The organism is Streptomyces rimosus subsp. rimosus (genome assembly GCF_000720725.1).
Taxonomy (GTDB): Bacteria; Actinomycetota; Actinomycetes; order Streptomycetales; family Streptomycetaceae; genus Streptomyces; species Streptomyces rimosus_A.
Genome location: NZ_JOCQ01000056.1, coordinates 1 through 21,387, shown reverse-complemented (window position 1 = coordinate 21,387; position 21,387 = coordinate 1). Strand labels below are relative to the sequence as shown.

Genomic DNA, 21,387 nt, shown 5'->3' with positions numbered 1-21,387 from the left:
AGCCGTCCCGCTCGCTCACTCCACGCAGTCACCCCACCCCTTGCTCAGGTCGAGCTCCTCGCCGGGCTGGGTCAGCGAGAACCAGTTGCCGGAGTCGTCGCGGAAGATCGCTTCGGTGCCGTACGGACGCTCCTGCGGCTCCTGGAGGAACTCCACGCCCTTGGCCTTCAGCGCCGCGTAGTCGGCCTTGACGTCGTCCGTCCGGAGCACCCCGGCACCCATCAGCCCCTTGCTCACCAGCTGCTTCAGTGCTTCACCGGCCTCCGGGTCCATGCCGGGCGGGCCGGGGACCATCAGCGTCAGCTCCACGTCCGGCTGGTCCTTGGCGCCGACGGTCAGCCAGCGCATACCGTCCTCGCCGCCCATCCGCAGGTCCGTACGGACCTCCATGCCGAGCTTTTCGGTGTAGAACTCCTTCGCCCGGTCCTGGTCGAGGACCCATACGGTGGTGATGGCCAAACCCTTGATCATGACGTGCCTCTCGCTCCTCGTGCGCGGTGGCACCGCGCGGTCTCGGATTCACCGTAGGCAGCCCGTCTGCTACCCGCCTTCTCCGGAATTGCGGTCTCCCGGCTCCGGCCCGGCCCCCTTCCCGTCCGGCTCCTCGAAGGACCCGTCCCGCTCCTCGAAGGACTTGAAGCCGCCGGACCACAGCAGGGCGTAGCACCCCGGTATCAGCCCAGCGCCGCGCCCGACGTGCCGCTTCCGGTAGGCGCTCGGGGTCAGGCCGGTCTGCTTCTTGAAGCGCGCGGAGAAGGTGCCCAGGCTGCCGAAGCCGACCAGCCAGCAGATCTCCGTGACGGAGAGGTCGGCCGTACGCAGCAGTTCCTCGGCGCGCTCGATGCGGCGGCGGCTCAGGTACTGGCCGGGGGTCAGGCCGTACACCTGCTTGAAGGCGCGGATGAAGTGGAAGCGGGAATACCCGGCGTGCGCCGCGACCGCGTCCAGGTCCAGCGGGGTGGCCCAGTCGCGGTCCATCGCGTCCTTCGCCAGCCGCAGCTGCCGGAGGCGGGCGAGGGGTACGGGGGCGGTGGCGCCGCCCGCCGCGCGCCCGTCCGCCCGCTCGTCCCCCGCCCCGTCGGCGTCCTTCGCCCCGTTGGCGTCCTTCGCCCCGTCGCCGTTCACATTCCGATGCTGGCACGCACCACTGACAACGGCCCGGCGGCGGCCTTCTCGCGAACACGGCAGCGGCCCCCGGCGCGTACGCCGAGGGCCGCTGACCTGCGAATTCAGTGCCGGATCAGACGGGCTCCGCCACCGCGGCGGCGACCGGGGCCTCGCCGCCCTCCGCCTTCTCGGCCGGCTTGGCGGGGCCACCGCGCAGCGGGACCTCCTTGAGGAACCAGGCCGCGGCGAAACCGATGACGCTGATCAGCGCGCCCCAGACGAAGACCTGGTGGGTGCCGCCGGAGACCGCGTGCATGTAGGCGTCCTTGACCGCGGCCGGCAGCTGCGGCAGCGTCTTCGGGTCCATCTGGCCGCCACCCGCGGTCGCATTCGCGCCCGCGGCGCCGAGCCGCTCCCTCATCACGTCCTGCACCTGGTTGTTGAAGATCGCCCCGAAGATCGCGACGCCGAAGGAGCCGCCGATCGTACGGAAGAGGGTGGCGGACGAGGAGCCGACGCCCATGTCCTTCATCTCGACGCTGTTCTGCGCGATCAGCATCGTGGTCTGCATCAGGAAGCCCATGCCGGCGCCCAGCACCGCCATGTACAGACCCGAGGTGAAGCGGGTGGTGCCGGTGTCCATCAGGGAGAGCAGCGCCAGCCCGGCGGTGATCAGCGCGCCGCCGCCCACCACGAACATCTTGTACTTGCCGGTGTTGGTGGTGACCCGGCCCGCGACCAGCGAGACGGCCATCATCGCGAGCAGCATCGGCAGGAGCAGCAGCCCGGAGTTGGTGGCCGAGGCGCCCTGCACGGTCTGCTGGAACAGCGGCAGGAAGGTCATCGACCCGAACATCACGAAGCCGACCAGGAAGCCGATCACCGTGACGAGGCTGAAGTTGCCGTTGCGGAAGATGCGCAGCGGCAGGACGGGCTCGCGGACCTTGGTCTCCACGAGGACGAAGGCCAGCAGCGCCACGACGCCGACCGCGCCGAGGCCGAGGATCTGGCCCGACAGCCAGTCGTACTCGGTGCCGCCCCAGGTGGTGATCAGCACCAGCGAGGTGATGCCGACGGTCAGCAGCAGGGCGCCCACGTAGTCGATGCGCGCCTGCGACCGCTTCTTCGGCAGGTGCAGTACGGCGGTGACCATGACCAGGGCGATCGCGCCGAGCGGCAGGTTGATGTAGAAGCTCCAGCGCCAGCCGAGGTGGTCGGTGATGGTGCCGCCGACCAGCGGGCCGCCGATCATCGCGACGGCCATGACGCCGGCCATCATGCCCTGGTACTTGCCGCGCTCGCGCGGCGGGATCAGGTCACCGATGATCGCCATGACGCCGACCATCAGACCGCCCGCGCCCAGGCCCTGTACGGCGCGGAAGCCGATCAGCTGGCCCATGTCCTGGGCCATGCCGGACAGCGCGGAGCCGATCAGGAAGATCACGATGGACGTCAGGAAGACGCCCTTGCGGCCGTACAGGTCGCCCAGCTTGCCCCAGATCGGGGTGGAGGCGGCGGTCGCGAGCGTGTACGCGGTCACCACCCAGGACAGGTGGCTCAGCCCGCCCAGCTCGCCCACGATGGTGGGCATGGCGGTACCCACGATCATGTTGTCCAGCATCGCCAGCAGCATGGCGATCATCAGCGCGAACAGCACCACGCGGACGCTGGCCGGCTGCTTCCCCCCGGCGTCCGCCGGTTCGGATATGTCCCCCGCTGGGGTCGCTTTCTTCTGCGACATCCCCATCTTCACTTCTCCCACTTACTTGCCGCCCGGCTAGTTGAGTACAGTGAAGAAGGTACGCACCGAACTAGCCGGGCGTCAAGTAAGTTAATCAGTGGCCCCCTGGCCTCGGCCCGGACGAACGACGCAGGAGAACAGCAGCATGGGCACACCGCACGCGCGCAGGGGCAACACCCGCCAGCGCATCCAGGACGTCGCCCTGGAGCTGTTCGCCGAGCAGGGGTACGAGAAGACCTCGCTGCGCGAGATCGCCGAGCGGCTCGACGTCACGAAGGCGGCGCTCTACTACCACTTCAAGACCAAGGAAGACATCGTCATCGGCCTGTTCCAGGACCTGGCGCAGCCGATCGACGACCTGATCGAGTGGGCCGGTGAGCAGCCGCGCACCCTGGAGACCAAGCAGGAGATCCTGCGCCGCTACAGCGAGGCGCTGCGCTCCGCCGAGCCCCTGTTCCGCTTCATGCAGGAGAACCAGGCGGCCGTACGGGACCTGAGCATCGGCGAGACCTTCAAGCAGCGGATGATCCGGCTCACCGGGCTGCTCAGGGAGCCGGAGGCGGAGCTGACGGACCAGGTGCGCTGCATCACCGCGATCTTCTCGATGCACGCGGGCCTGTTCGCGATGCAGACGCTCGAAGGCGACCCCGAGGACAAGCGCAAGGCCATCCTGGAGGTCGCCACCGAACTGGTCACCGCGGCCCAGCCGGGGAGCCCCGGCTAGTACTCACGGCAGGGATCATCACACGCCGTCGCCGCGCGCCTTCAGGAAGGCGGTCGGCTCGACGCCGGAGCCGTAGTCCGGGCCGGTGCGGACCTCGAAGTGCAGGTGCGGGCCGGTCGAGTTGCCGGTGCTGCCGGACTTCGCTATCTCCTGGCCGGTCTCCACGGTCTGGCCGACCTTGACCTCGGCGCTGGTCAGGTGCGCGTACTGGGTGTACGTACCGCTGTCGTGCTTGATCACGACGGCGTTGCCGTACGCGGGGCCGTCGCCGCCGCCGTTGGGGCCGGCCTTGACCACGGTGCCCCCGTGGACGGCGTGCACGGCGGTGCCGCTGGGCACCACGAAGTCCTGGCCGCTGTGGTTGTGGGCCCAGTGCTTGCCGGCCAGCCCGAAGGTCATGCCCAGCGTGTAGTCGTCCACCGGCTTGACCCAGGAGCGGGCCTTCTCCTCGGCGGCCTTCTTGGCCTTCTCGGCCTCCTGCTTCTGCGCGTCGGCCGCCTTCTGCTGGGCGTCGGCCTGCGCGCTCACCGAGGAGCGGATGTCGGACGTGAGCCCGCTCAGCGCGATCGCCTGCGCGTCGCCGCCGGCCGCCATCGCCACCCCGGCGCCCATGGCGACGGAGATGCCCAGGCCCGCCGCGAGCACGGAGGTGCGGGTACGGAGAACGGACTTCGTCGTCGGGCGGTGCAGGGGGTGGTGCTTCGTCATGCGGGAACTACCTCCGGAAAAGACGGGGTCCCGGCCGTCGACCGGGATCGCTCATCCTTGGTAACCGGAATCCGACATGTTGCCAATAGGCGCTTCTACTACCGCATCCCGTAGCAAAAGCCAGGGAAATAAATCCCCGCAACTACCCTCCGCATCAGCTCTCAAACCCACGGATCCGCTCCCTCTTCCCGCCCCTGCGCACCCCCGCCTTCACGCCTGTGACCTGCGCTTTTCGCCGATCGGACGAGGGTGCCCGGGCCCCCGGCCGCCCTCCGCCCCTCCCGCGGCGGCCACCGCGTCCGACCCGTCCCGCCGTACTGCGGAAAGCGTCCGCTATTCCGCGTAGTAGGCCGCCGAGGGCCTGTGCGGCATGTCACCGCGCCCCGGGTTCTCCCGGCTGCGCGGCGGGTCTTTCGCAGGTCCGCACCGGGACCAAAGACCCGTACGGAAACTCCCCCGCGCCCCGCGCGCCCGTACGCCACCTCCCGGCCGAGCGGCCTCCCGGGAACCTCCGCCTCCTCTAGGCTGGAAGTCCGGCGGCGCCCGGCGCCGCACAGGTGATGGGGGATCACCGCATGGATCCAATGATCATCATGGCCCGGCTGGCACCGAAGGTCGTGGGCCCGATCGTCAGGAAACTCCTCGTCCGGCCGGGCCCCGGCGCCTTCCTCGTGGACCGGCCGTTACGGATCGCCCGCCTGGTCTCCTTCCGGGGTGAGCAGCGTGCCGTCGGGGAGCGCGAGGTGCGGCGGATCGCCGCCAAGCTGGTCGACCGCGCCGTGACCCCGCTGCCCGGCGCCACCGGCGCGGCCCGCGAGCGGCCGGTGGCCCCCGACGAGGACCGGGCCGTCACGGACGCCCTCTCCCGTACGCTCTGGGCGCTCGGCGACCTGGACACGGAGATCGCGCAGGACGCCCGGCTGGAGGCGGCCGAACTCGCCCGGCAGCTGCGCCGGGCCGCCCCGGACGCCACCCGCGAGCTGACCGCTGACGGCACCGAACTGCACACCGTCCTCGTGGACACCGCGGCGCTGCACATCCTGAACTACTTCACACAGCTGACCGGCTTCGTCGCCCGCACCGTCGTCGAGAACCGGCGCACCCTCGGCAGGATCGACGACACCGTCGGCGCGCTGGCCGCCCGGCTGCCGTCCCGGCCCGCCGAGGACGCCGCCTTCGAGACGCAGTACGCCCTGGACACCGCCGTCCTCCACAGCCACCTCACGATCTTCGGCCTGGACCTGGTGCACTCCCCCGACAGCTGGCCGCTGGACGCCGCCTACCTGGGCCTGCGCTGCGAGCCGGAGCCGCCCGCCGCGGACCACGGCAGCACGCCCGAGCCGGCCGTCCCCGCCGAGCACGCCCTGTCCGGCCTGTGCCGCGTCCTTGTCCGGGGCGTGGCCGGCTCCGGCAAGACCACGCTGCTCCAGTGGCTGGCCGTCGCCACGGCGCGCGGCGAGCTGCCGCCGACGCTGCGCCGCGCGCTGTACGGCCGCGTCCCCTTCCTCCTCCCGGTACGCCGCTTCGCCCGCCACGGCCTGCCCTCCCCGGGCGCCTTCCTGTCGGCCGTCGGCTATCCGGGCGCCGAGGCGCAGCCGCCGGGCTGGGCCGACCGCGTACTGCGCGCCGGGCGGGCCCTGCTGCTGATCGACGGCGTGGACGAGGCCCCCGAAAATGAGCGCGAGGCGCTGCGCCGCAAGCTCCGCGACTGCACCGCCCTGTATCCGGGCAACGTCTGGATCGTCACCTCCCGCCCCTCCGCCGTCCGCGCCGACTGGCTGACGGCCGACGGCTTCACCGAGCTGTCGCTGGCCCCGATGAGCCGCGAGGACATCGCCGCGTTCATCCAACGCTGGCACCGCGCCGCGGCCCAGCAGGCCCCCGACGACCTGGACCGCCTGCCGCACTACGAACGCACGCTGCTCAACGCCGTACGCATCACCCGCGACCTGGGCCGGCTCGCCACCAACCCGCTGATGTGCGGCATGATCTGCGCCCTGCACCGCGACCGCCGCGGCTATCTGCCCAACGGCCGCAAGGAGTTGTACGAGGCCGCCCTGTCGATGCTGCTGGAGCGGCGGGACCGGGAGCGGGCCATGGGCACCACCGACGGCATCGACCTGCCGCGCCAGCCCAAGATCCAGCTGCTGCAGAAGCTGGCCCACTGGATGCTGGTCAACGGGCGTTCGGAGATGGACCGCGAGATCGCCGTGGACACCCTCGCGCAGCACCTGCCGGCCATCCCCGACGCCGCGCGCCAGGGCGGCCCCGAGGAGATATACCGCCATCTGCTGAACCGCACCGGGCTGCTGCGCGAACCGGCCCCGGGCACCGTCGACTTCGTGCACCGCACCTTCCAGGACTTCCTGGCCGCCCGCGCCACCGTGCAGCGCCACGACTTCGGGCTGCTGCTGAACCACGCCCACCTGTCCGAGTGGGAGGACGTCATCCGGATGGCCGTGGCGCTGGCCCGCCCCGACGAGTGCGCGGCGCTGCTGAACGGCCTGCTGGCTCCGCGCCCCGGCATCCGGGCCGCGGAGGCCCGGCACCGCAAGCTGCTCGCCGCGGCCTGTGTGGAGCACGCCACCGAACTCGACCCGGAGGTGCGCCACCGGGTGCGGCGCTTCACGCGCGACATGGTCCGCCCCAGCACCGTGGCCGGGGCCCGCGCGCTGGGCTGGATCGGCCCGATCGTCCTGGAGATGCTGCCGGAGCCGGCCGAGGTCTCGGACGGCGAGGCGTATCTGCTCGCGGTCACGGCCACGTCCATCGCCGACGACATGGCGATCGACTATCTCGCCGGGCTGCGCGGGCGGACGTATCCCGATGTGCGGGCGCAGCTGGCCGGTGCCTGGCGGCGGTACGACACCGCGCGCTACGCCCGGGAGATCATCGCCCACCTGGACCCGGACGAGCTGTTCTTCCCGGTGGCGGACGTGGAGGAGCTGGACGCCCTGCGGGGGCTCGGCGGCCGGCCGTACCTCCAGATCGCCGGGGAGTTCACCGTGGCCGAGCTGGTCGACGGCATCGTCCCGGCGGACGGCCTGGTCCGGCTCTGGCTGGCGTACGGCCTCGGGACCTCGATGGCGTGGCTGGCCGCGTTCCCCCGGCTGGAGGAACTGCGGATCAGCCGCCGGCTGCCGCCGGTGACCGGCGTACCGGACGGGATCCGCGTCGTCGAGCTGTGATATCGCGGTCCCGAGGGGCCGTACGCCTGCGAGCACGAGAGCCGGTGCCGGTCACGGCCTTGGAGACTTCGGGTCGCGGAATAATCCCTTCCGCATTTGTGCCGGACATCGGCGGAGCAATCCGGAATGACGATTTCCTTTTGCGCTCCGTGCAATAGCCGCGGCCGCTCCCGTACCGTCCGGGAAGGCCCGCATCCGCGGTTACGGATATCCGTTCGCGCCCGCCGCGGAAATACGCTTCCACGCGGGCCGGTACACGGACGCGACAACGCCGCGGCCCGGAACCTGGAGCAGGTTCCGGGCCGCGGCGGGTGCCGTAGCGGTCAGGCGCCGGGCGCCTGGTCCGTACCGGGCCTCACGCGTCCTTCGACAGGTCCGGGCCGCCGGCCGCGGACTCGACGGGCGGGGCGTCGGGCAGCGCCGACTTCTCCTCGCCGCGGAAGGTGAACTTGGCGTTCTCGCCCTCACCCTCGATGTCGACGACCACGATGTGGCCGGGGCGCAGCTCGCTGAAGAGGATCTTCTCGGAGAGAGCGTCCTCGATCTCGCGCTGGATGGTCCGGCGCAGCGGGCGGGCGCCCAGCACCGGGTCGTAGCCGCGCTTGGCGAGCAGCTTCTTGGCCTCACCGCTGAGCTCGATGCCCATGTCGCGGTCCTTCAGGCGCTCGTCCACCTTGGCGATCATGAGGTCGACGATCTGGATGATGTCTTCCTCGGTGAGCTGGTGGAAGACCACCGTGTCGTCCACACGGTTGAGGAACTCGGGCCGGAAGTGCTGCTTGAGCTCTTCGTTGACCTTGTTCTTCATCCGCTCGTAGCTGCTCTTGGTGTCGCCCTGGGCGGCGAAGCCCAGGTTGAAGCCCTTGGAGATGTCCCGGGTCCCGAGGTTGGTCGTCATGATGATGACCGTGTTCTTGAAGTCCACCACCCGGCCCTGGGAGTCGGTCAGGCGACCGTCCTCCAGGATCTGCAGCAGGGAGTTGAAGATGTCGGGGTGGGCCTTCTCCACCTCGTCGAACAGCACGACCGAGAACGGCTTGCGGCGCACCTTCTCGGTGAGCTGGCCGCCCTCTTCGTAGCCGACGTAGCCGGGAGGCGAGCCGAAGAGCCGGGAGACCGTGTGCTTCTCGCTGAACTCCGACATGTCGAGGGAGATCATCGCGTCCTCGTCGCCGAAGAGGAACTCGGCGAGCGTCTTGGACAGCTCGGTCTTACCGACACCGGACGGGCCGGCGAAGATGAACGAGCCACCGGGGCGCTTGGGGTCCTTCAGACCGGCCCGGGTACGGCGGATGGCCTGCGAGAGCGCCTTGATGGCGTCCTTCTGGCCGATGACGCGCTTGTGGAGCTCGTCCTCCATCCGCAGCAGCCGCGAGGACTCCTCCTCGGTGAGCTTGAAGACCGGGATGCCGGTCGCCGTGGCCAGGACCTCGGCGATCAGCTCGCCGTCGACCTCGGCGACGACGTCCATGTCGCCGGCCTTCCACTCCTTCTCCCGCTTCGCCTTCGCGGCCAGGAGCTGCTTCTCCTTGTCGCGCAGGCCCGCGGCCATCTCGAAGTCCTGCGAGTCGATCGCGGACTCCTTCTCCCGGCGCACATCGGCGATCTTCTCGTCGAACTCGCGGAGGTCCGGCGGCGCGGTCATCCGGCGGATGCGCATCCGGGAGCCGGCCTCGTCGATCAGGTCGATCGCCTTGTCCGGCAGGAAGCGGTCGGAGATGTAGCGGTCGGCCAGCTGGGCGGCCTGGACCAGGGCCTCGTCCGTGATGGAGACGCGGTGGTGCGCCTCGTAACGGTCGCGCAGGCCCTTGAGGATCTCGATGGTGTGCGGCAGCGACGGCTCCGCGACCTGGATGGGCTGGAAGCGGCGCTCCAGGGCCGCGTCCTTCTCCAGGTACTTGCGGTACTCGTCGAGCGTCGTCGCACCGATGGTCTGCAGCTCACCGCGCGCCAGCATCGGCTTGAGGATGCTCGCGGCGTCGATCGCGCCCTCGGCGGCGCCCGCACCCACCAGAGTGTGGAGCTCGTCGATGAACAGGATGATGTCGCCGCGGGTGCGGATCTCCTTGAGCACCTTCTTCAGGCGCTCCTCGAAGTCACCGCGGTAGCGGGAGCCGGCGACCAGGGCGCCCAGGTCCAGGGTGTAGAGGTGCTTGTCCTTGAGGGTCTCGGGCACCTCGCCCTTGACGATGGCCTGGGCCAGGCCCTCGACGACCGCCGTCTTGCCGACGCCGGGCTCGCCGATGAGGACCGGGTTGTTCTTGGTACGGCGGGACAGCACCTGCATGACCCGCTCGATTTCCTTCTCGCGCCCGATGACCGGGTCGAGCTTGGTCTCGCGGGCGGCCTGCGTCAGGTTGCGGCCGAACTGGTCCAGGACCAGCGAGGTCGAGGGGGTGCCCTCGGCCGGGCCGCCTGCGGTGGCGGCCTCCTTGCCCTGGTAGCCGGAGAGCAGCTGGATGACCTGCTGCCGCACCCGGTTCAGATCGGCGCCCAGCTTCACGAGGACCTGGGCGGCGACGCCCTCGCCCTCGCGGATCAGGCCGAGCAGGATGTGCTCCGTACCGATGTAGTTGTGGCCGAGCTGAAGGGCCTCGCGGAGCGACAGCTCCAGGACCTTCTTCGCACGGGGGGTGAAGGGGATGTGGCCGGACGGGGCCTGCTGCCCCTGGCCGATGATCTCCTCCACCTGCTGGCGGACCGCCTCGAGCGAAATCCCGAGGCTCTCCAGGGCCTTAGCGGCGACACCCTCACCCTCGTGGATCAGGCCCAGGAGGATGTGCTCGGTGCCGATGTAGTTGTGGTTGAGCATCCGGGCTTCTTCCTGAGCCAGGACGACAACCCGCCGCGCACGGTCGGTGAACCTCTCGAACATCGTTAATCGCTCCTCAGAGCGGTCAGGCAGTTAGGGGTCGGTCCCCTCCCTGTCCTTCCGCATGCTAGTCCCGTGGGACGGGACAGCTCATTCCAACTGCCGACATCCGTCCGGATCACCCCCGCGTCGGCGGGGAAATCTGCTGCCGAACAGCCGACATCTGCTCCAACCCGATGGTGCGAGACGATGTTCCCGCAGGCCAGGCATATACGCCCCGGGCCAGTACGCCCGTGGCGAACGCGCCCTCGACCGACACGCCCGCCCGGAGTCCGCCGCCGCTCCGGAAAAAGCGCTGCGCACGCCGCTGCACCGTCTCTTCCCACCGGTAATGTCTTACCCGCCGCCACTGACACTCCATGCGGCGCGGGCCCGTTCCCTCCGCTACGGGCGAACACCCGAGCGCCGTTCAATGCGCCGTCACGCCCCGCCACACCCCTTCCCCGGCGACAGTACGTACCCGTACGTCAACCCAGCGTAACTTCTCGGGGCTTGGTGAGTTGCTCCGGGTATGCCCGTCGCGATCCCGCGATCCCGCTTCCCCCTCGCCGCCGTACGGCGGTGGTACGAGGACGAGCTGCGCTGGCCGACCACCGGCACGGAACCGGTGGAGCTGCTCACCGGGGAGCGCTTCGACGCCCTGGACCTGCCCGCCGACGCGGGCCGGGCCGTGCTGGGGCGGGTGGGCCGCACGGGGCCCGTGGCGATCGACCACAGCGGCGCCGCCGGCCCCAGGATGCTCATGCTCGTGGCCGCCGGTGCGGCCGAGGAGCTGGCCGGTCTCCTGGAATGGCTGGAATGGGGCTCGCTGGGGCTGGATCTGACCGCGCGCGGGACCGGGGACCGGATGCCCGCGCCGTCACCGCCGCCGGCCCCGCACGCGCGATGGCCGTACGGAACCGGTCCGCGGGAGGCCGCGGGGTGGGTGCGGCCTCCCGAGCCGGGGTACGAGATCGAGGCCGGCCTGCCCACCACGGGGAACGGGGCAGGGCGCGGGGGCCGCGGAATTCCCCTCGCTGATCGCCAGGGGCGCGCCCCCGACCTCGTACGACTCGTGAGCGCGGCGGCCACGGAATGCCACCGGGCCCGTTTGCTGCGCAGTCGTCAAGCTCGAAGACAAACGGAACGCGGGTACGGCGATCAGCCGTTCGCCTTCTCGAACGCCTCACGGATCTCCGCGGGCACCCGGCCGCGGTCATTGACGTTGTAGCCGTTCTCCTTGGCCCACGCGCGGATCTTCGCGGTGTCCTGGCTGCCGCCGGAAGACGCCCGTGCCTTGCCGCGGCCGGCGGAACGGCCACCGGTCTTGCGGCCGGCCTTCACGAACTCCGCGAGCGACTCGCGCAGCTTGTGGGCGTTGTCGTCGGACAGGTCGATCTCGTAGGACTTGCCGTCGAGGGCGAACGTCACGGTCTCATGGGCCTCGCCGCCGTTGAGGTCGTCGACAAGAAGAACCTGAACCTTCTGTGCCACCGGTTTCCCTTTCATCGAATGTGGATTACGACGGAAAGCAAACCGCTTTTCCGGGAAAAACACAAACCCCTGGGTAGGGTTCAGTTGCACGGCCGCCGGGGAACGCTTGCTTCCACAGCTATGAGATAGGGGCGCGATTCGGACATAGAACGCTGATCACAGGTGCAGAAGCATGCGGCTGTTGCCCAGGGTGTTGGGCTTCACTCGTTCGAGACCGAGGAACTCGGCAACGCCCTCGTCATAGGAACGCAGCAGCTCGCTGTAGACATCGCCGTCGACGGGCGTCTCACCGATCTCCACGAAGCCGTGCTTGGCGAAGAAGTCCACTTCGAAGGTGAGGCAGAAAATGCGCCGCACTCCGAGCCAGCCCGCGGTGCGCAGCAGCTTGTCGAGGACTTGGTGGCCGACTCCGGTGCCCTTCAGGCGCGGGTCCACGGCCAATGTGCGCACTTCGGCCAGGTCTTCCCACATGACGTGCAGGGCTCCGCAGGCGACGACCGCGGCGTCCTCGTCCCGCTCGGCCACCCAGAACTCCTGGATGTCCTCGTAAAGCGTCACGGTGGCTTTGTCGAGCAGGATGCCGTCCGGCGAGTAGGCGTCGATGAGGGCACGTACGGCCGGTACATCGCTGGTCCTGGCGCGGCGGACGGTGACTCCATTGGATAGCGGCGGCATGCGGCGACGCTATCGCCCCGAGTCGCCGGAACCCGCCGCGGGTACTTCCCCCGCTTCCGCTTCCCCCGCATCCGCAGGTGCGGCGGCTTCGGGTTCCGCGCGCTCCGCTTGCGGCGCGGCCGGCGCGGGTTCCGCCGGTTCGTCGGCCTGCACCATCCGTACGGCATCCCGGAGCGCATGGCGCTGTTCCGGCGACATCATGCCGAAGAAGGCCACCAGAGCGGCGGCGGGGTTGTCACTGGCGGACCACGCTTCGTTCATGAGTGCGGCCGCGTAGGCGGCACGAGTGGAGACCGCCTCATATCGATAGGCGCGCCCTTCGGCTTCGCGGCGCACCCAGCCCTTCTGATGGAGGTTGTCCAATACGGTCATCACCGTCGTGTAGGCGATCGACCGTTCCTTCTGCAGGTCTTCCAGGACTTCCCGAACGGTGACCGGGCGGTTCCACTCCCACACCCGCGTCATGACCGCGTCTTCCAGATCACCCAAGCGTCGTGGCACACCAGCACAATAGTGGGAGATGTCGCGAATGCCGGTTCTTACCCGATTGATTTGCCCCGGAAAAAGGCCGTACGGCCCGAGACACGCAATCTCGGGCCGTACGGGACGGGTGCGGCGCGCAAGGCCGTCGGGCCGCCGAACGGACGGGCGAATTCCGTCGGCGGCCGGGGCCGGGCGGGAGCGGCCGGAGCGGTCCGGCCGCCGCGGGTCAGGCGCCGTGGGCCTTGGGCTCCTGGCGGGCGCCCTCGGCGCGGGCCAGCGCGGCGTCGACCGCCGCGTCCTCCTTGGACTTGTTCTCGCCGCCCTGGCTCTTCACGATCGTCACGATGAGCGCGACGAACGCCACGGCCATCACCACGGGCGGTACCAGCGCTGCGACGTAATCCATGACCAGGGGCCTCCTTCGGGAGTGAGGCTTCCAGAGTACGCAGCGCTCAGGCGGTCCGGGCCGCGGGGGGCGGCACCGGCTTGCGGCGTGGCGGGAACACCTCGCCCGGCGTGGGGACGGGGCGCCCGGGGCGCGGCGCCTTCGGCTGGGGGCGCACGGGTGCGGGCCGCGGCGCGGGCTCGGGCTCCCCGGCACCCCGGCCGCCCGGGAGCGCGCGCAGCCGGGCCCGTACGAACTGCTCGGCCAGACTTTCGCAGCGGCGCAGCAGGGCGGTGCGGCGCGCGTTCTCGTCCGGCCCCCGGGCGCCCGCGCACAGCGAGCGCAGGGCGGCGAGGTCGGCGGGGGCGGGGTCGTAGCCGGCCGCCAGGGCCTCCTGGAGCTGCGCCAGGTAGCCGCTGGCGGAGCCGGGCAGGGCTTCCCGGTAGCGGGCGAGGTCGGTGAGGAGGAAGGCGCGCAGCCGTCCGCCCTCGCGCGCCGCCTCGTCCACGGCCTCGGCGAGCCGCAGATATTCCTGGACCTCCTGGGCGCCGTCGGCGTCGTAGGCCGCCGGGGCGTCCGGGGCACCGGTCGTGTGGCGCGTCGGCCGGAGGGCGACGGCGAGGGCGCGCCGCAGCACGCGCAACTCGTCGGCGCTGAAGGCCATACCGCCGCGGGATCCGTATGGCATAGGCATGACCCGACCTTACGTCTCCGGTGGACAAAATCCGCTTAACGCGATTGGAACGCCAAAAGTGTCGCGTAACTGAACTTGACGGACAAAAACTGTCACTGGTGAACAAGGGGCCAAGTGGGCATACCACCCGGCCAGTCGGGGCACATCGGGCCGGCGTGGAGCAGACGGGTCCGTGCGGGACGGGAGGGGAGCGGCCGTCGCGGGCGGGTCCGTGGAGGACGGGTCGGACGGGTCCGTACAGGGCGAGGTGGACGGGTCCGTACAGGGCGAGGTGGACGGGTCCGTACAGGGCGGGGCGGGCCCAGCCGTCGCGGGCCCGCCTGTCCCGTACGGATCGGCCCGTCCCGTACGGATCAGCCTGTCCCGTACGGATCAGCCTGTCCCGTACGGATCAGCCCATCCCGTACGGATCAGCCCATCCCGTACGGATCAGCCTCGGGGAACGTTGCGCTCGTACACCAGGCGCAGTCCGATCAGCGTCAGCCACGGTTCGTGCTCGTCGATGACCGAGGACTCGCCGAGCACCATGGGCGCCAGCCCGCCGGTGGCGATCACCGTCACGTCGTCCGGGTCGTCGGCGAGTTCCCTGGCCATGCGCTGGACCACGCCGTCCACCTGCCCGGCGAAGCCGTACAGGATGCCGGACTGCATGGCCTCGACGGTGTTCTTGCCGATGACGCTGCGCGGCCGGGCCAGTTCGATCTTGCGGAGCTGGGCGCCCTTCACGCCGAGCGCGTCCACCGAGATCTCGATGCCGGGGGCGATCACGCCGCCGACGTACTCGCCGCGCGCGCTGACCGCGTCGAACGTGGTGGCCGTACCGAAGTCCACGACCACCGCCGGGCCGCCGTACAGCTCCACCGCCGCCAGCGCGTTGATGATCCGGTCGGCGCCGACCTCCTTGGGGTTGTCCATGAGGATCGGCACGCCCGTCTTGACGCCCGGCTCGACCAGGATGGCCGGCACGTCGCCGTAGTAGCGCCGGGTGACCTCGCGCAGCTCGTGGAGGACGGAGGGGACGGTGGAGCAGATGGCGATGCCCTCGATGCCGTCGCCCAGCTCCTCGCCCAGCAGCGGGTGCATGCCCATCAGGCCCTGGAGGAGGACGGCGAGTTCGTCGGCGGTGCGGCGGGCGTCGGTGGAGATGCGCCAGTGCTCGACGATCTCCTCGCCGTCGAACAGGCCGAGGACGGTGTGGGTGTTGCCCACGTCGATGGTCAGCAGCATGGGCGTCAGCGCTCCTCGCGCAGGTCGAGGCCGATGTCGAGGACCGGGGAGGAGTGCGTGAGCGCGCCCACGGCCAGGTAGTCCACGCCGGTCTCGGCGTAGGCGCGGGCGTTGTCCAGGGTGAGCCCGCCGGAGGACTCCAGGGCCGCCCGCCCGGCCACCAGCGCCACGGCCTCGCGCGTCTGCCCGGGGGTGAAGTTGTCCAGCAGGATCAGGTCGGCGCCCTCGGCGAGGATCGGCGGGATCTGGTCCAGCCGGTCCACCTCCACCTCGATCGGCAGGCCCGGGAAGCCGTCGCGTACGGCCTTGAACGCCTCGGCCACGCCGCCCGCCGCGACCACGTGGTTGTCCTTGATCAGGGCCGCGTCCGACAGCGACATGCGGTGGTTGACGCCGCCGCCGCAGCGCACCGCGAACTTCTCCAGGGCGCGCAGGCCGGGCGTCGTCTTACGGGTGTCGCGGACCTTGGCCCGGGTGCCCTCCAGGGCGTCGGCCCAGGCGCGGGTGGCGGTGGCGATGCCGGACAGGCGGCACAGCAGGTTCAGGGCGCTGCGCTCGGCGGTGAGCAGGTCGCGGGTGCGGGCGGTGACGCTGAGCAGCTTCTGCCCGGCCGCGACGCGGTCGCCGTCCTCGACGTGCCGTTCCACCTCGAACTCGGTGGTGCACACCAGGGACAGCACGGCCTCGGCGACCCGCAGGCCGGCCACGGTGCCCGCCTGGCGGGCGGTGAAGTCGGCGGTGGCCACGGCCTCTTCGGGCACGGTCGCGACGGTGGTCACGTCCACGCCCTGGTCGAGGTCCTCCGCGAGGGCCACGTGGGCGATGTCCTCGACCTGTACGGGATCCAGGCCGGCGTCGACCAGGAGGGCGGCGAGGGAGGGGTCCAGGCCGCAGGCGGCCGGGTCGAGTTCGTACGCACCGTCGCCGTCGCCGCAGCCGCAGGAGTCGCCGCAGCCGCCTTGGGGAGCCGGAGCCTGGTCCGGGCTCTGGCCCGCGGCCTGGTCCGGACGGCCGATCTGGTGCAGGGAGAGGTCGTCGGGAGTGCTCACTGGGTCGGCTCCGTTTCGGGCGCGGGTGCGGCGGTCGTCGCGGGGAACGCGGCGGTGTCGGTCGTACGGATGTGCAGGGTGTGCGGCGGGCGGTGGGTGACCAGGAAGTGCCGCTGCCAGTGGGAATCGTCCCGGTCGGCGTGGTCCTCGCGCCAGTGGCAGCCGCGGGTCTCCTCGCGGCGCATCGCGCCGGAGACCAGCACCCGGGCGACCAGGAGGAGGTTGGTGACCTCCCATGCCTCGACACCGGGTTCGGCGGGCTTGGGGCGGTCGGCGGGGGGCGGGGTGGTTCCGGTGGTCCCGTCCGGGCCGGTGGCCGCTTCGGCCGCGGCGCGCTGGAGGCGGGCGAGCGCGGTGGCGGCCTCGGCGAGGCTGGTGGCGGAGCGCAGCACTCCGGCGCCCGCGGTCATGATCCGCTGGATCGTGATGCGCGCCTCGGGGGCGAGCAGCGGTACGGGGGCGGCGGCGGGCTCGATGGCCGGCCCCGGGCGGCCGGCAGGGGCGGACGTGATGTCGTCCGCGATGCGCTCCGCGAAGACCAGTCCCTCCAGGAGGGAGTTGGAGGCGAGCCGGTTGGCGCCGTGCACGCCGGTGCACGCGACCTCGCCGCACGCGTACAGCCCCGGCACGGTCGTACGGCCGTACAGGTCGGTCCGTACGCCGCCGGAGGCGTGGTGCGCGGCGGGCGCGACCGGGATCGGCTCGGTGACCGGGTCGTTGCCGTGGGCGCGGCAGGCGGCGAGGATGGTCGGGAAGCGCTGCTCCCACATCTGCGCGCCGAAGTGCCGGGCGTCCAGGTACATGTGCTCGGTGCCCCGCTCCTGGGCGTGGCGCAGGATCGCCTTGGCGACGATGTCGCGCGGGGCCAGTTCGGCCAGTTCGTGCTGTCCGACCATGAAGCGGACACCGTCGGCGTCCACCAGGTGGGCGCCCTCGCCGCGTACCGCTTCCGAGATGAGCGGCTGCTGGCCTTCCGCGTCCGGGCCGAGATAGAGGACCGTCGGGTGGAACTGGACGAATTCGAGGTCGGAGATCTCGGCGCCGGCCCGCAGCGCGAGGGCGACGCCGTCGCCCGTGGAGACGGCCGGGTTGGTGGTCGCGGAGAAGACCTGGCCCATGCCGCCGGTCGCGAGGACGACCGCGGGGGCGTGCACGGCGCCCACGCCGTCGTGCTGGCCCTCGCCCATGACGTGCAGGGTGACGCCTGCGGTGCGGCCGTCGGCGTCGGTGAGCAGGTCGAGGACGAGCGCGTTCTCGATGGTGCGCAGGCCCTGGGCGCGTACGGCGTCGACCAGGGCGCGGGAGATTTCGGCGCCGGTCGCGTCACCACCCGCGTGCGCTATGCGGCGGCGGTGGTGCCCGCCTTCGCGGCCGAGGGCTATTTCGTCGGTGCCGGGCGCGGTGTCGAAGCGCGCGCCGGTGGCGATGAGGCGGCGGACGGCGTCCGGGCCTTCGGTGACCAGGGTGCGTACGGCGTCCTCGTCGCACAGTCCGGCGCCCGCCACGAGCGTGTCGGTCAGGTGCTGCTCGGGGGTGTCGCCCTCGCCGAGCGCGGCGGCGACGCCACCCTGGGCCCAGCGCGTGGAGCCGTCGTCCAGGCGGGCCTTGGTCACCACGACGGTGCGGCGGCCCGCGGCGGCGCAGCGCAGGGCGGCGGTCAGGCCCGCGACTCCCGACCCGACCACGACGACGTCGGCCTCGATGGACCAGCCGGGGGCCGGGGCGTGGAGGCGCAGGGTGGGGTTCTGGTGGCTGGTGGGGGTGTCGGGGCCGGTGGGAGTTTCAGGGCCGGTGGGGCCGGTGCCGGTCATCGGAGCGCTCCGAACGTGAGGCGGATGTTGTCGATGAGGCGGGTGGTGCCGACCTTGGCGGCGACCGCGAGGACGGCCTCACCCTCGTAGGTGTCCGGGACCTCTGTGAAGTCGGACGGGTCGACGAGCGCCACGTAGTCGAGCGCGAGCGGCGGGTTGAGGCGGGTGGCGTCCTCAAGGACCGCGCGGGCCGCGGCGCGGGCCACCGCGGGGGCGCGCAGCGGGGTGGCGACGGCGTGCGCGAGGGCGTGCGCGTCGGCTGCCGCGCGGTCCTCGCCGAGGGCGGCGAGCGCCGCGGAACGGTCGTGTGCGCGGTGTGCCGCCTGCGTCGTACAGGAGGCCCGGTCGCGCAGCGCTTCTTCGGCGGCGAGCCGGTCGCGGGCCGCGAACAGGGCCCGGGACAGTGCCAGGGCGGTACGGCGCTCGGCGGTGGAGAGGTAGCGGTTGCGGCTGGAGAGCGCCAGTCCGTCGTCCTCGCGGACGGTGGGGACGCCGACGATCCGTACGCCGAAGTTGAGGTCGGTCACCATGCGCTCTATGACGGCCAGTTGCTGCGCGTCCTTCTGGCCGAACAGGGCCACGTCGGGGCGGGTGAGGTGCAGCAGCTTGCCGACGACGGTCAGGACGCCGTCGAAGTGGCCGGGCCGGCTGGCGCCCTCCAGGAGGTCGCCCATCGGGCCGGCGGCTATCCGTATCCGCGGCGCCCCGCCCGGGTAGACCTCGTCGACGCCCGGCGCGAACACCACGTCCGCACCCGCCGCGCCGGCCAGTACGAGGTCCGCCTCCAGGGTGCGCGGATAGCGGTCGAGGTCCTCGCCGGCCCCGAACTGGAGCGGGTTGACGAAGACGGTGACGACGACGAGCCCGTCCGGCCCGACCTGGTCGCGGGCCGCGCGGACCAGCGTCGCGTGGCCCTCGTGGAGAGCACCCATGGTCATGACGACGGCCCGCTGCCCGGCCCGGTCCGGCAGGGCGCGCAGCTCGGCCGCGGTGTGCACGAGGCGGGGGCGCGGGGCGGTCATCGGTCGCCTTCTTCGGGGTGGTCGGTGGGAGGGTCTTCGGGGTGGTCGGTGGGCGGATCGTGCGGGTGGTCGGGGCCCTGGCCCTCCTGCCGGCCGCTCGCGGTGCCGCCGGTGCTGCCGGTGCTGCCGGTGCTGCCGGTACTGCCGGTACTGCCGGTACTGCCGGTACTGCCGGTACTGCCGGTACCGACGTTCGCCAGGACGCCCAGCAGGTCCTCGGCCAGCTCCGGCTTCAGCAGGCCGTGCGCGAGGGCGCGGTCGGCGGTCGTACGGGCCATGGCGAGGTAGCCCTCGACGCTCTGCGGCGCGTGTTTGCGCAGCTCGGAGACGTGCGCGGCGACGGTACCGGCGTCGCCGCGGGCGACCGGGCCGGTCAGCGCGGCGTCCCCCGAGCGCAGCGCGTTGTCGAGGGCCGCGCCCAGCAGCGGGCCGAGCATGCGGTCCGGCGCGCCGACCCCGGCGCTCCGGAGCAGTTCCATGGCCTGCGCCACCAGGGTGACCAGGTGGTTCGCGCCGATCGCGAGGGCCGCGTGGTAGAGCGGACGGGCGTCCTCCTCGATCCACTCCGGTTCCCCGCCCATCTCGATGACCAGCGCCTCGGCGGCCATCCGCAGCGGTTCGGGCGCGGTGATCCCGAAGGAACAGCCTGCCAGCCGCTGTACGTCCACGGGGGTGCCGGTGAAGGTCATCGCCGGGTGGAGGGCGAGCGGCAGCGCGCCGGCGCGGGTGGCCGGGTCGAGGACGGCCGTACCGAACCGGCCCGAGGTGTGCACGAGCAGCTGGCCCGGCCGTACGGCGCCGGTCTCGGCGAGGCCCGCGACGAGCCCCGGGAGGGCGTCGTCGGGCACGGTGAGCAGCACCAGCTCGGCGCGCTCCAGCACCTCGGACGGGGAGACGATCGGGACGTCGGGCAGCAGCGCCGCGGCGCGCCGTACGGAGGCGTCGGAGACGCCGGACACGGCGACCGGCCGGTGCCCGGCGAGCTGCAGCGACGCGGCGAGGGCAGGGCCGACACGGCCCGCGCCGACGACTCCGACGGTCAGCCGGGCGGGGCGGTCCTGGGCCTCGGTGGGTGGGATTGTGTTCACGCGGCGATGGCCTTCCGTTCCAGTCCGCGGGGGGTACCGGACGATTCGTTGGCCATGCTACGCGAGTGTTTCCGGCGGTCTTCAGGGCTGCACGCAGGGTGAGACGTGCGTCTCGTACCGCGTCTCGCACCGCGTCGCCGGCCGCTCTCCGAACGTTTTCCACAGGCTTGCCGGGCGGCCCGGGGTGGGTTTTCCACAGGGGTGGCAGGGGTGGGCCGGGACCCGTCATGGTTGGGGTGGCAGCGGGGCCGGAGGCCGGTGAGCGGGAATCGAGGGGGAGGGGTAGGTCGAGGTGGAGCGGTACGTACAAGTTCTCAGGTCAGGGCCTGGCGTACGGCGCGCCGGAAGCGGGCCAGCGGGCGGTCCGCCGGCGGGGTGACGACGGCCCGGAAGCGGAGCCACTGGCGGATCTCCCGCAAGGCCTGGAGGTCACCGGTGCCGGGCGGCGGGGGCGGAAGCTCGCCGCGCTGGGCGGCACGGTAGGCGTCGAGCATGTGCTGCTGGGATGCGTCCATGGGCACCACAGTGGGGCTGCCCGACGGCTGGCGGCTCATCGTTTGACGGGAGCCGTCAAACGATGACGGCGCAGGTCGGGGGGTGCGCATGATGGGTGGGGAGATAGTGGAGGGGGTGGGTGGCGTGACTGCGTGGGTTGTGTGAGTCGTGTGGCTGCGTGGGTTGCGTGATTGGCGTGGCTGCGTGGGTTGCGTGATCACGTGGACGTGTGACCGCGTGACCGCGTGGCGCGTGGACCGCATGGACGCGTGGACCGCATGGACGCGTGGACCGCATGGACGCGTGGACCGCATTAACCGCGAGACAGCATGAAGTCATGAGGGGGTGGGAGGGCAGGGGAGGGGGGAGGCCCCCGAGGGGGCCGGTGAACGTTAAGGGCCCGATGAATGCCGAGGCCCGGCGAACGCCAAAGGCCCGACGAACGCCAAAGGCCCGGCAAACGCCAAAGCCCGGCGAACGCCGAGGCCCGATAAGCGCGAGCCCCCGACGAGCGCAAGGCTTCCGATTAGCGCGCCCCACAGGCCCCATAAGCACACCGCACAAACACACCCAGCCCCTGCTCCCACCACCAGACCCAGCCCAGCCCCCGCACCCGCACCCGCACCCGCACCCGCACCCGCACCC

At 71.5% G+C, this 21,387-nt stretch carries 19 protein-coding genes; 3 read left to right on the top strand and 16 right to left on the bottom strand.

What is annotated here, in order from left to right; translation table 11 throughout:
• Positions 1-15: 15 nt before the first annotated feature.
• From IH45_RS0126205 to IH45_RS0126195, 3 genes are all read right to left on the bottom strand, one after another.
• On the bottom strand, positions 16-471 hold the full coding sequence (locus IH45_RS0126205) for a VOC family protein (protein WP_030673296.1): 456 nt from the start codon (positions 469-471) through the stop codon (positions 16-18).
• Positions 472-540: 69 nt separating this feature from the next.
• Positions 541-978 carry a helix-turn-helix transcriptional regulator gene (locus IH45_RS01000000144125; RefSeq protein WP_050515202.1) on the bottom strand — a complete coding sequence of 146 codons (438 nt, stop codon included), beginning with the start codon at positions 976-978 and terminating at the stop codon, positions 541-543.
• A 262-nt stretch (positions 979-1,240) separates the two neighbouring features.
• Entirely contained in the window at positions 1,241-2,854 is a 1,614-nt protein-coding gene (locus tag IH45_RS0126195; RefSeq protein ID WP_030673294.1) for an MDR family MFS transporter, read from the bottom strand.
• A 139-nt stretch (positions 2,855-2,993) separates the two neighbouring features.
• On the opposite strand from IH45_RS0126195, the gene IH45_RS0126190 reads away from it, so the two are divergent.
• On the top strand, positions 2,994-3,572 hold the full coding sequence (locus IH45_RS0126190) for a TetR/AcrR family transcriptional regulator (RefSeq protein ID WP_030673293.1): 579 nt from the start codon (positions 2,994-2,996) through the stop codon (positions 3,570-3,572).
• An 18-nt stretch (positions 3,573-3,590) separates the two neighbouring features.
• On the opposite strand, the gene IH45_RS0126185 is transcribed toward IH45_RS0126190, so the two are convergent.
• A complete protein-coding gene (locus tag IH45_RS0126185) occupies positions 3,591-4,280 on the bottom strand; it encodes a M23 family metallopeptidase (protein ID WP_030673291.1) in 690 nt (229 codons plus the stop codon).
• Between the two features lie 575 nt (positions 4,281-4,855).
• Between IH45_RS0126185 and IH45_RS0126180 the strand changes: the two genes are divergently transcribed.
• Complete coding sequence (locus IH45_RS0126180; protein WP_030673289.1) at positions 4,856-7,468, top strand: NACHT domain-containing protein; 2,613 nt, start codon at positions 4,856-4,858, stop codon at positions 7,466-7,468.
• 355 nt (positions 7,469-7,823) lie between these two features.
• Here IH45_RS0126180 and IH45_RS0126175 read toward each other — a convergent pair whose 3' ends face one another.
• Positions 7,824-10,343, bottom strand: a complete 2,520-nt coding sequence (locus IH45_RS0126175; RefSeq protein WP_003982979.1) for an ATP-dependent Clp protease ATP-binding subunit — start codon at positions 10,341-10,343, stop codon at positions 7,824-7,826.
• 508 nt (positions 10,344-10,851) lie between these two features.
• Here IH45_RS0126175 and IH45_RS1000000146865 point away from each other — a divergent pair.
• Entirely contained in the window at positions 10,852-11,550 is a 699-nt protein-coding gene (locus tag IH45_RS1000000146865; protein ID WP_234440677.1) for an SCO3374 family protein, read from the top strand.
• Here IH45_RS1000000146865 and IH45_RS0126170 read toward each other — a convergent pair.
• The 11 genes from IH45_RS0126170 to IH45_RS0126120 form a co-directional block, all read right to left on the bottom strand.
• Positions 11,481-11,813 (bottom strand): histone-like nucleoid-structuring protein Lsr2, encoded by a 333-nt coding sequence (locus tag IH45_RS0126170; protein WP_030673287.1) that lies wholly within the window; start codon positions 11,811-11,813, stop codon positions 11,481-11,483. The two genes, IH45_RS1000000146865 and IH45_RS0126170, sit on opposite strands and share 70 nt — an antisense overlap.
• Positions 11,814-11,969: 156 nt before the next feature.
• A complete protein-coding gene (locus IH45_RS0126165) occupies positions 11,970-12,488 on the bottom strand; it encodes an amino-acid N-acetyltransferase (protein ID WP_030673285.1) in 519 nt (172 codons plus the stop codon).
• Positions 12,489-12,497: 9 nt separating this feature from the next.
• Positions 12,498-12,953, bottom strand: coding sequence for a BlaI/MecI/CopY family transcriptional regulator (locus tag IH45_RS0126160; RefSeq protein ID WP_030673283.1), 456 nt, complete (start codon positions 12,951-12,953; stop codon positions 12,498-12,500).
• Between the two features lie 244 nt (positions 12,954-13,197).
• Positions 13,198-13,377 carry a hypothetical protein gene (locus tag IH45_RS0126155; protein WP_003982975.1) on the bottom strand — a complete coding sequence of 60 codons (180 nt, stop codon included), beginning with the start codon at positions 13,375-13,377 and terminating at the stop codon, positions 13,198-13,200.
• Between the two features lie 46 nt (positions 13,378-13,423).
• Positions 13,424-14,020 carry a hypothetical protein gene (locus IH45_RS0126150; protein WP_030673281.1) on the bottom strand — a complete coding sequence of 199 codons (597 nt, stop codon included), beginning with the start codon at positions 14,018-14,020 and terminating at the stop codon, positions 13,424-13,426.
• A 459-nt stretch (positions 14,021-14,479) separates the two neighbouring features.
• Positions 14,480-15,277 (bottom strand): type III pantothenate kinase, encoded by a 798-nt coding sequence (locus tag IH45_RS0126145; protein WP_030673279.1) that lies wholly within the window; start codon positions 15,275-15,277, stop codon positions 14,480-14,482.
• Between the two features lie 5 nt (positions 15,278-15,282).
• On the bottom strand, positions 15,283-16,326 hold the full coding sequence (gene nadC / locus IH45_RS0126140) for a carboxylating nicotinate-nucleotide diphosphorylase (protein ID WP_030673276.1): 1,044 nt from the start codon (positions 16,324-16,326) through the stop codon (positions 15,283-15,285).
• On the bottom strand, positions 16,323-18,137 hold the full coding sequence (locus tag IH45_RS0126135; protein ID WP_030673273.1) for an L-aspartate oxidase: 1,815 nt from the start codon (positions 18,135-18,137) through the stop codon (positions 16,323-16,325). Before IH45_RS0126135 ends, nadC begins: the two co-directional genes overlap by 4 nt.
• Positions 18,134-19,159 carry a pantoate--beta-alanine ligase gene (gene panC, locus IH45_RS0126130; protein WP_030673270.1) on the bottom strand — a complete coding sequence of 342 codons (1,026 nt, stop codon included), beginning with the start codon at positions 19,157-19,159 and terminating at the stop codon, positions 18,134-18,136. Before panC ends, IH45_RS0126135 begins: the two co-directional genes overlap by 4 nt.
• Positions 19,156-20,247, bottom strand: a complete 1,092-nt coding sequence (locus IH45_RS0126125; protein ID WP_030673267.1) for a Rossmann-like and DUF2520 domain-containing protein — start codon at positions 20,245-20,247, stop codon at positions 19,156-19,158. The genes panC and IH45_RS0126125 overlap by 4 nt, the downstream gene beginning before the upstream one ends.
• A 314-nt stretch (positions 20,248-20,561) precedes the next feature.
• Complete coding sequence (locus IH45_RS0126120) at positions 20,562-20,762, bottom strand: hypothetical protein (RefSeq protein ID WP_030673264.1); 201 nt, start codon at positions 20,760-20,762, stop codon at positions 20,562-20,564.
• Between the last annotated feature and the right edge of the window lie 625 nt (positions 20,763-21,387).

Coding starts and splice junctions, on each gene's coding strand:
- IH45_RS0126205 (WP_030673296.1), bottom strand. CDS start 471: ATGATCAAGGGTTTGGCCATCACCACCGTATGGGTCCTCGACCAGGAC.
- IH45_RS01000000144125 (WP_050515202.1), bottom strand. CDS start 978: ATGGACCGCGACTGGGCCACCCCGCTGGACCTGGACGCGGTCGCGGCG.
- IH45_RS0126195 (WP_030673294.1), bottom strand. CDS start 2,854: ATGGGGATGTCGCAGAAGAAAGCGACCCCAGCGGGGGACATATCCGAA.
- IH45_RS0126190 (WP_030673293.1), top strand. CDS start 2,994: ATGGGCACACCGCACGCGCGCAGGGGCAACACCCGCCAGCGCATCCAG.
- IH45_RS0126185 (WP_030673291.1), bottom strand. CDS start 4,280: ATGACGAAGCACCACCCCCTGCACCGCCCGACGACGAAGTCCGTTCTC.
- IH45_RS0126180 (WP_030673289.1), top strand. CDS start 4,856: ATGGATCCAATGATCATCATGGCCCGGCTGGCACCGAAGGTCGTGGGC.
- IH45_RS0126175 (WP_003982979.1), bottom strand. CDS start 10,343: ATGTTCGAGAGGTTCACCGACCGTGCGCGGCGGGTTGTCGTCCTGGCT.
- IH45_RS1000000146865 (WP_234440677.1), top strand. CDS start 10,852: ATGCCCGTCGCGATCCCGCGATCCCGCTTCCCCCTCGCCGCCGTACGG.
- IH45_RS0126165 (WP_030673285.1), bottom strand. CDS start 12,488: ATGCCGCCGCTATCCAATGGAGTCACCGTCCGCCGCGCCAGGACCAGC.
- IH45_RS0126160 (WP_030673283.1), bottom strand. CDS start 12,953: ATGACGCGGGTGTGGGAGTGGAACCGCCCGGTCACCGTTCGGGAAGTC.
- IH45_RS0126155 (WP_003982975.1), bottom strand. CDS start 13,377: ATGGATTACGTCGCAGCGCTGGTACCGCCCGTGGTGATGGCCGTGGCG.
- IH45_RS0126150 (WP_030673281.1), bottom strand. CDS start 14,020: ATGGCCTTCAGCGCCGACGAGTTGCGCGTGCTGCGGCGCGCCCTCGCC.
- IH45_RS0126145 (WP_030673279.1), bottom strand. CDS start 15,277: ATGCTGCTGACCATCGACGTGGGCAACACCCACACCGTCCTCGGCCTG.
- IH45_RS0126135 (WP_030673273.1), bottom strand. CDS start 18,137: ATGACCGGCACCGGCCCCACCGGCCCTGAAACTCCCACCGGCCCCGAC.
- panC (WP_030673270.1), bottom strand. CDS start 19,159: ATGACCGCCCCGCGCCCCCGCCTCGTGCACACCGCGGCCGAGCTGCGC.
- IH45_RS0126120 (WP_030673264.1), bottom strand. CDS start 20,762: ATGGACGCATCCCAGCAGCACATGCTCGACGCCTACCGTGCCGCCCAG.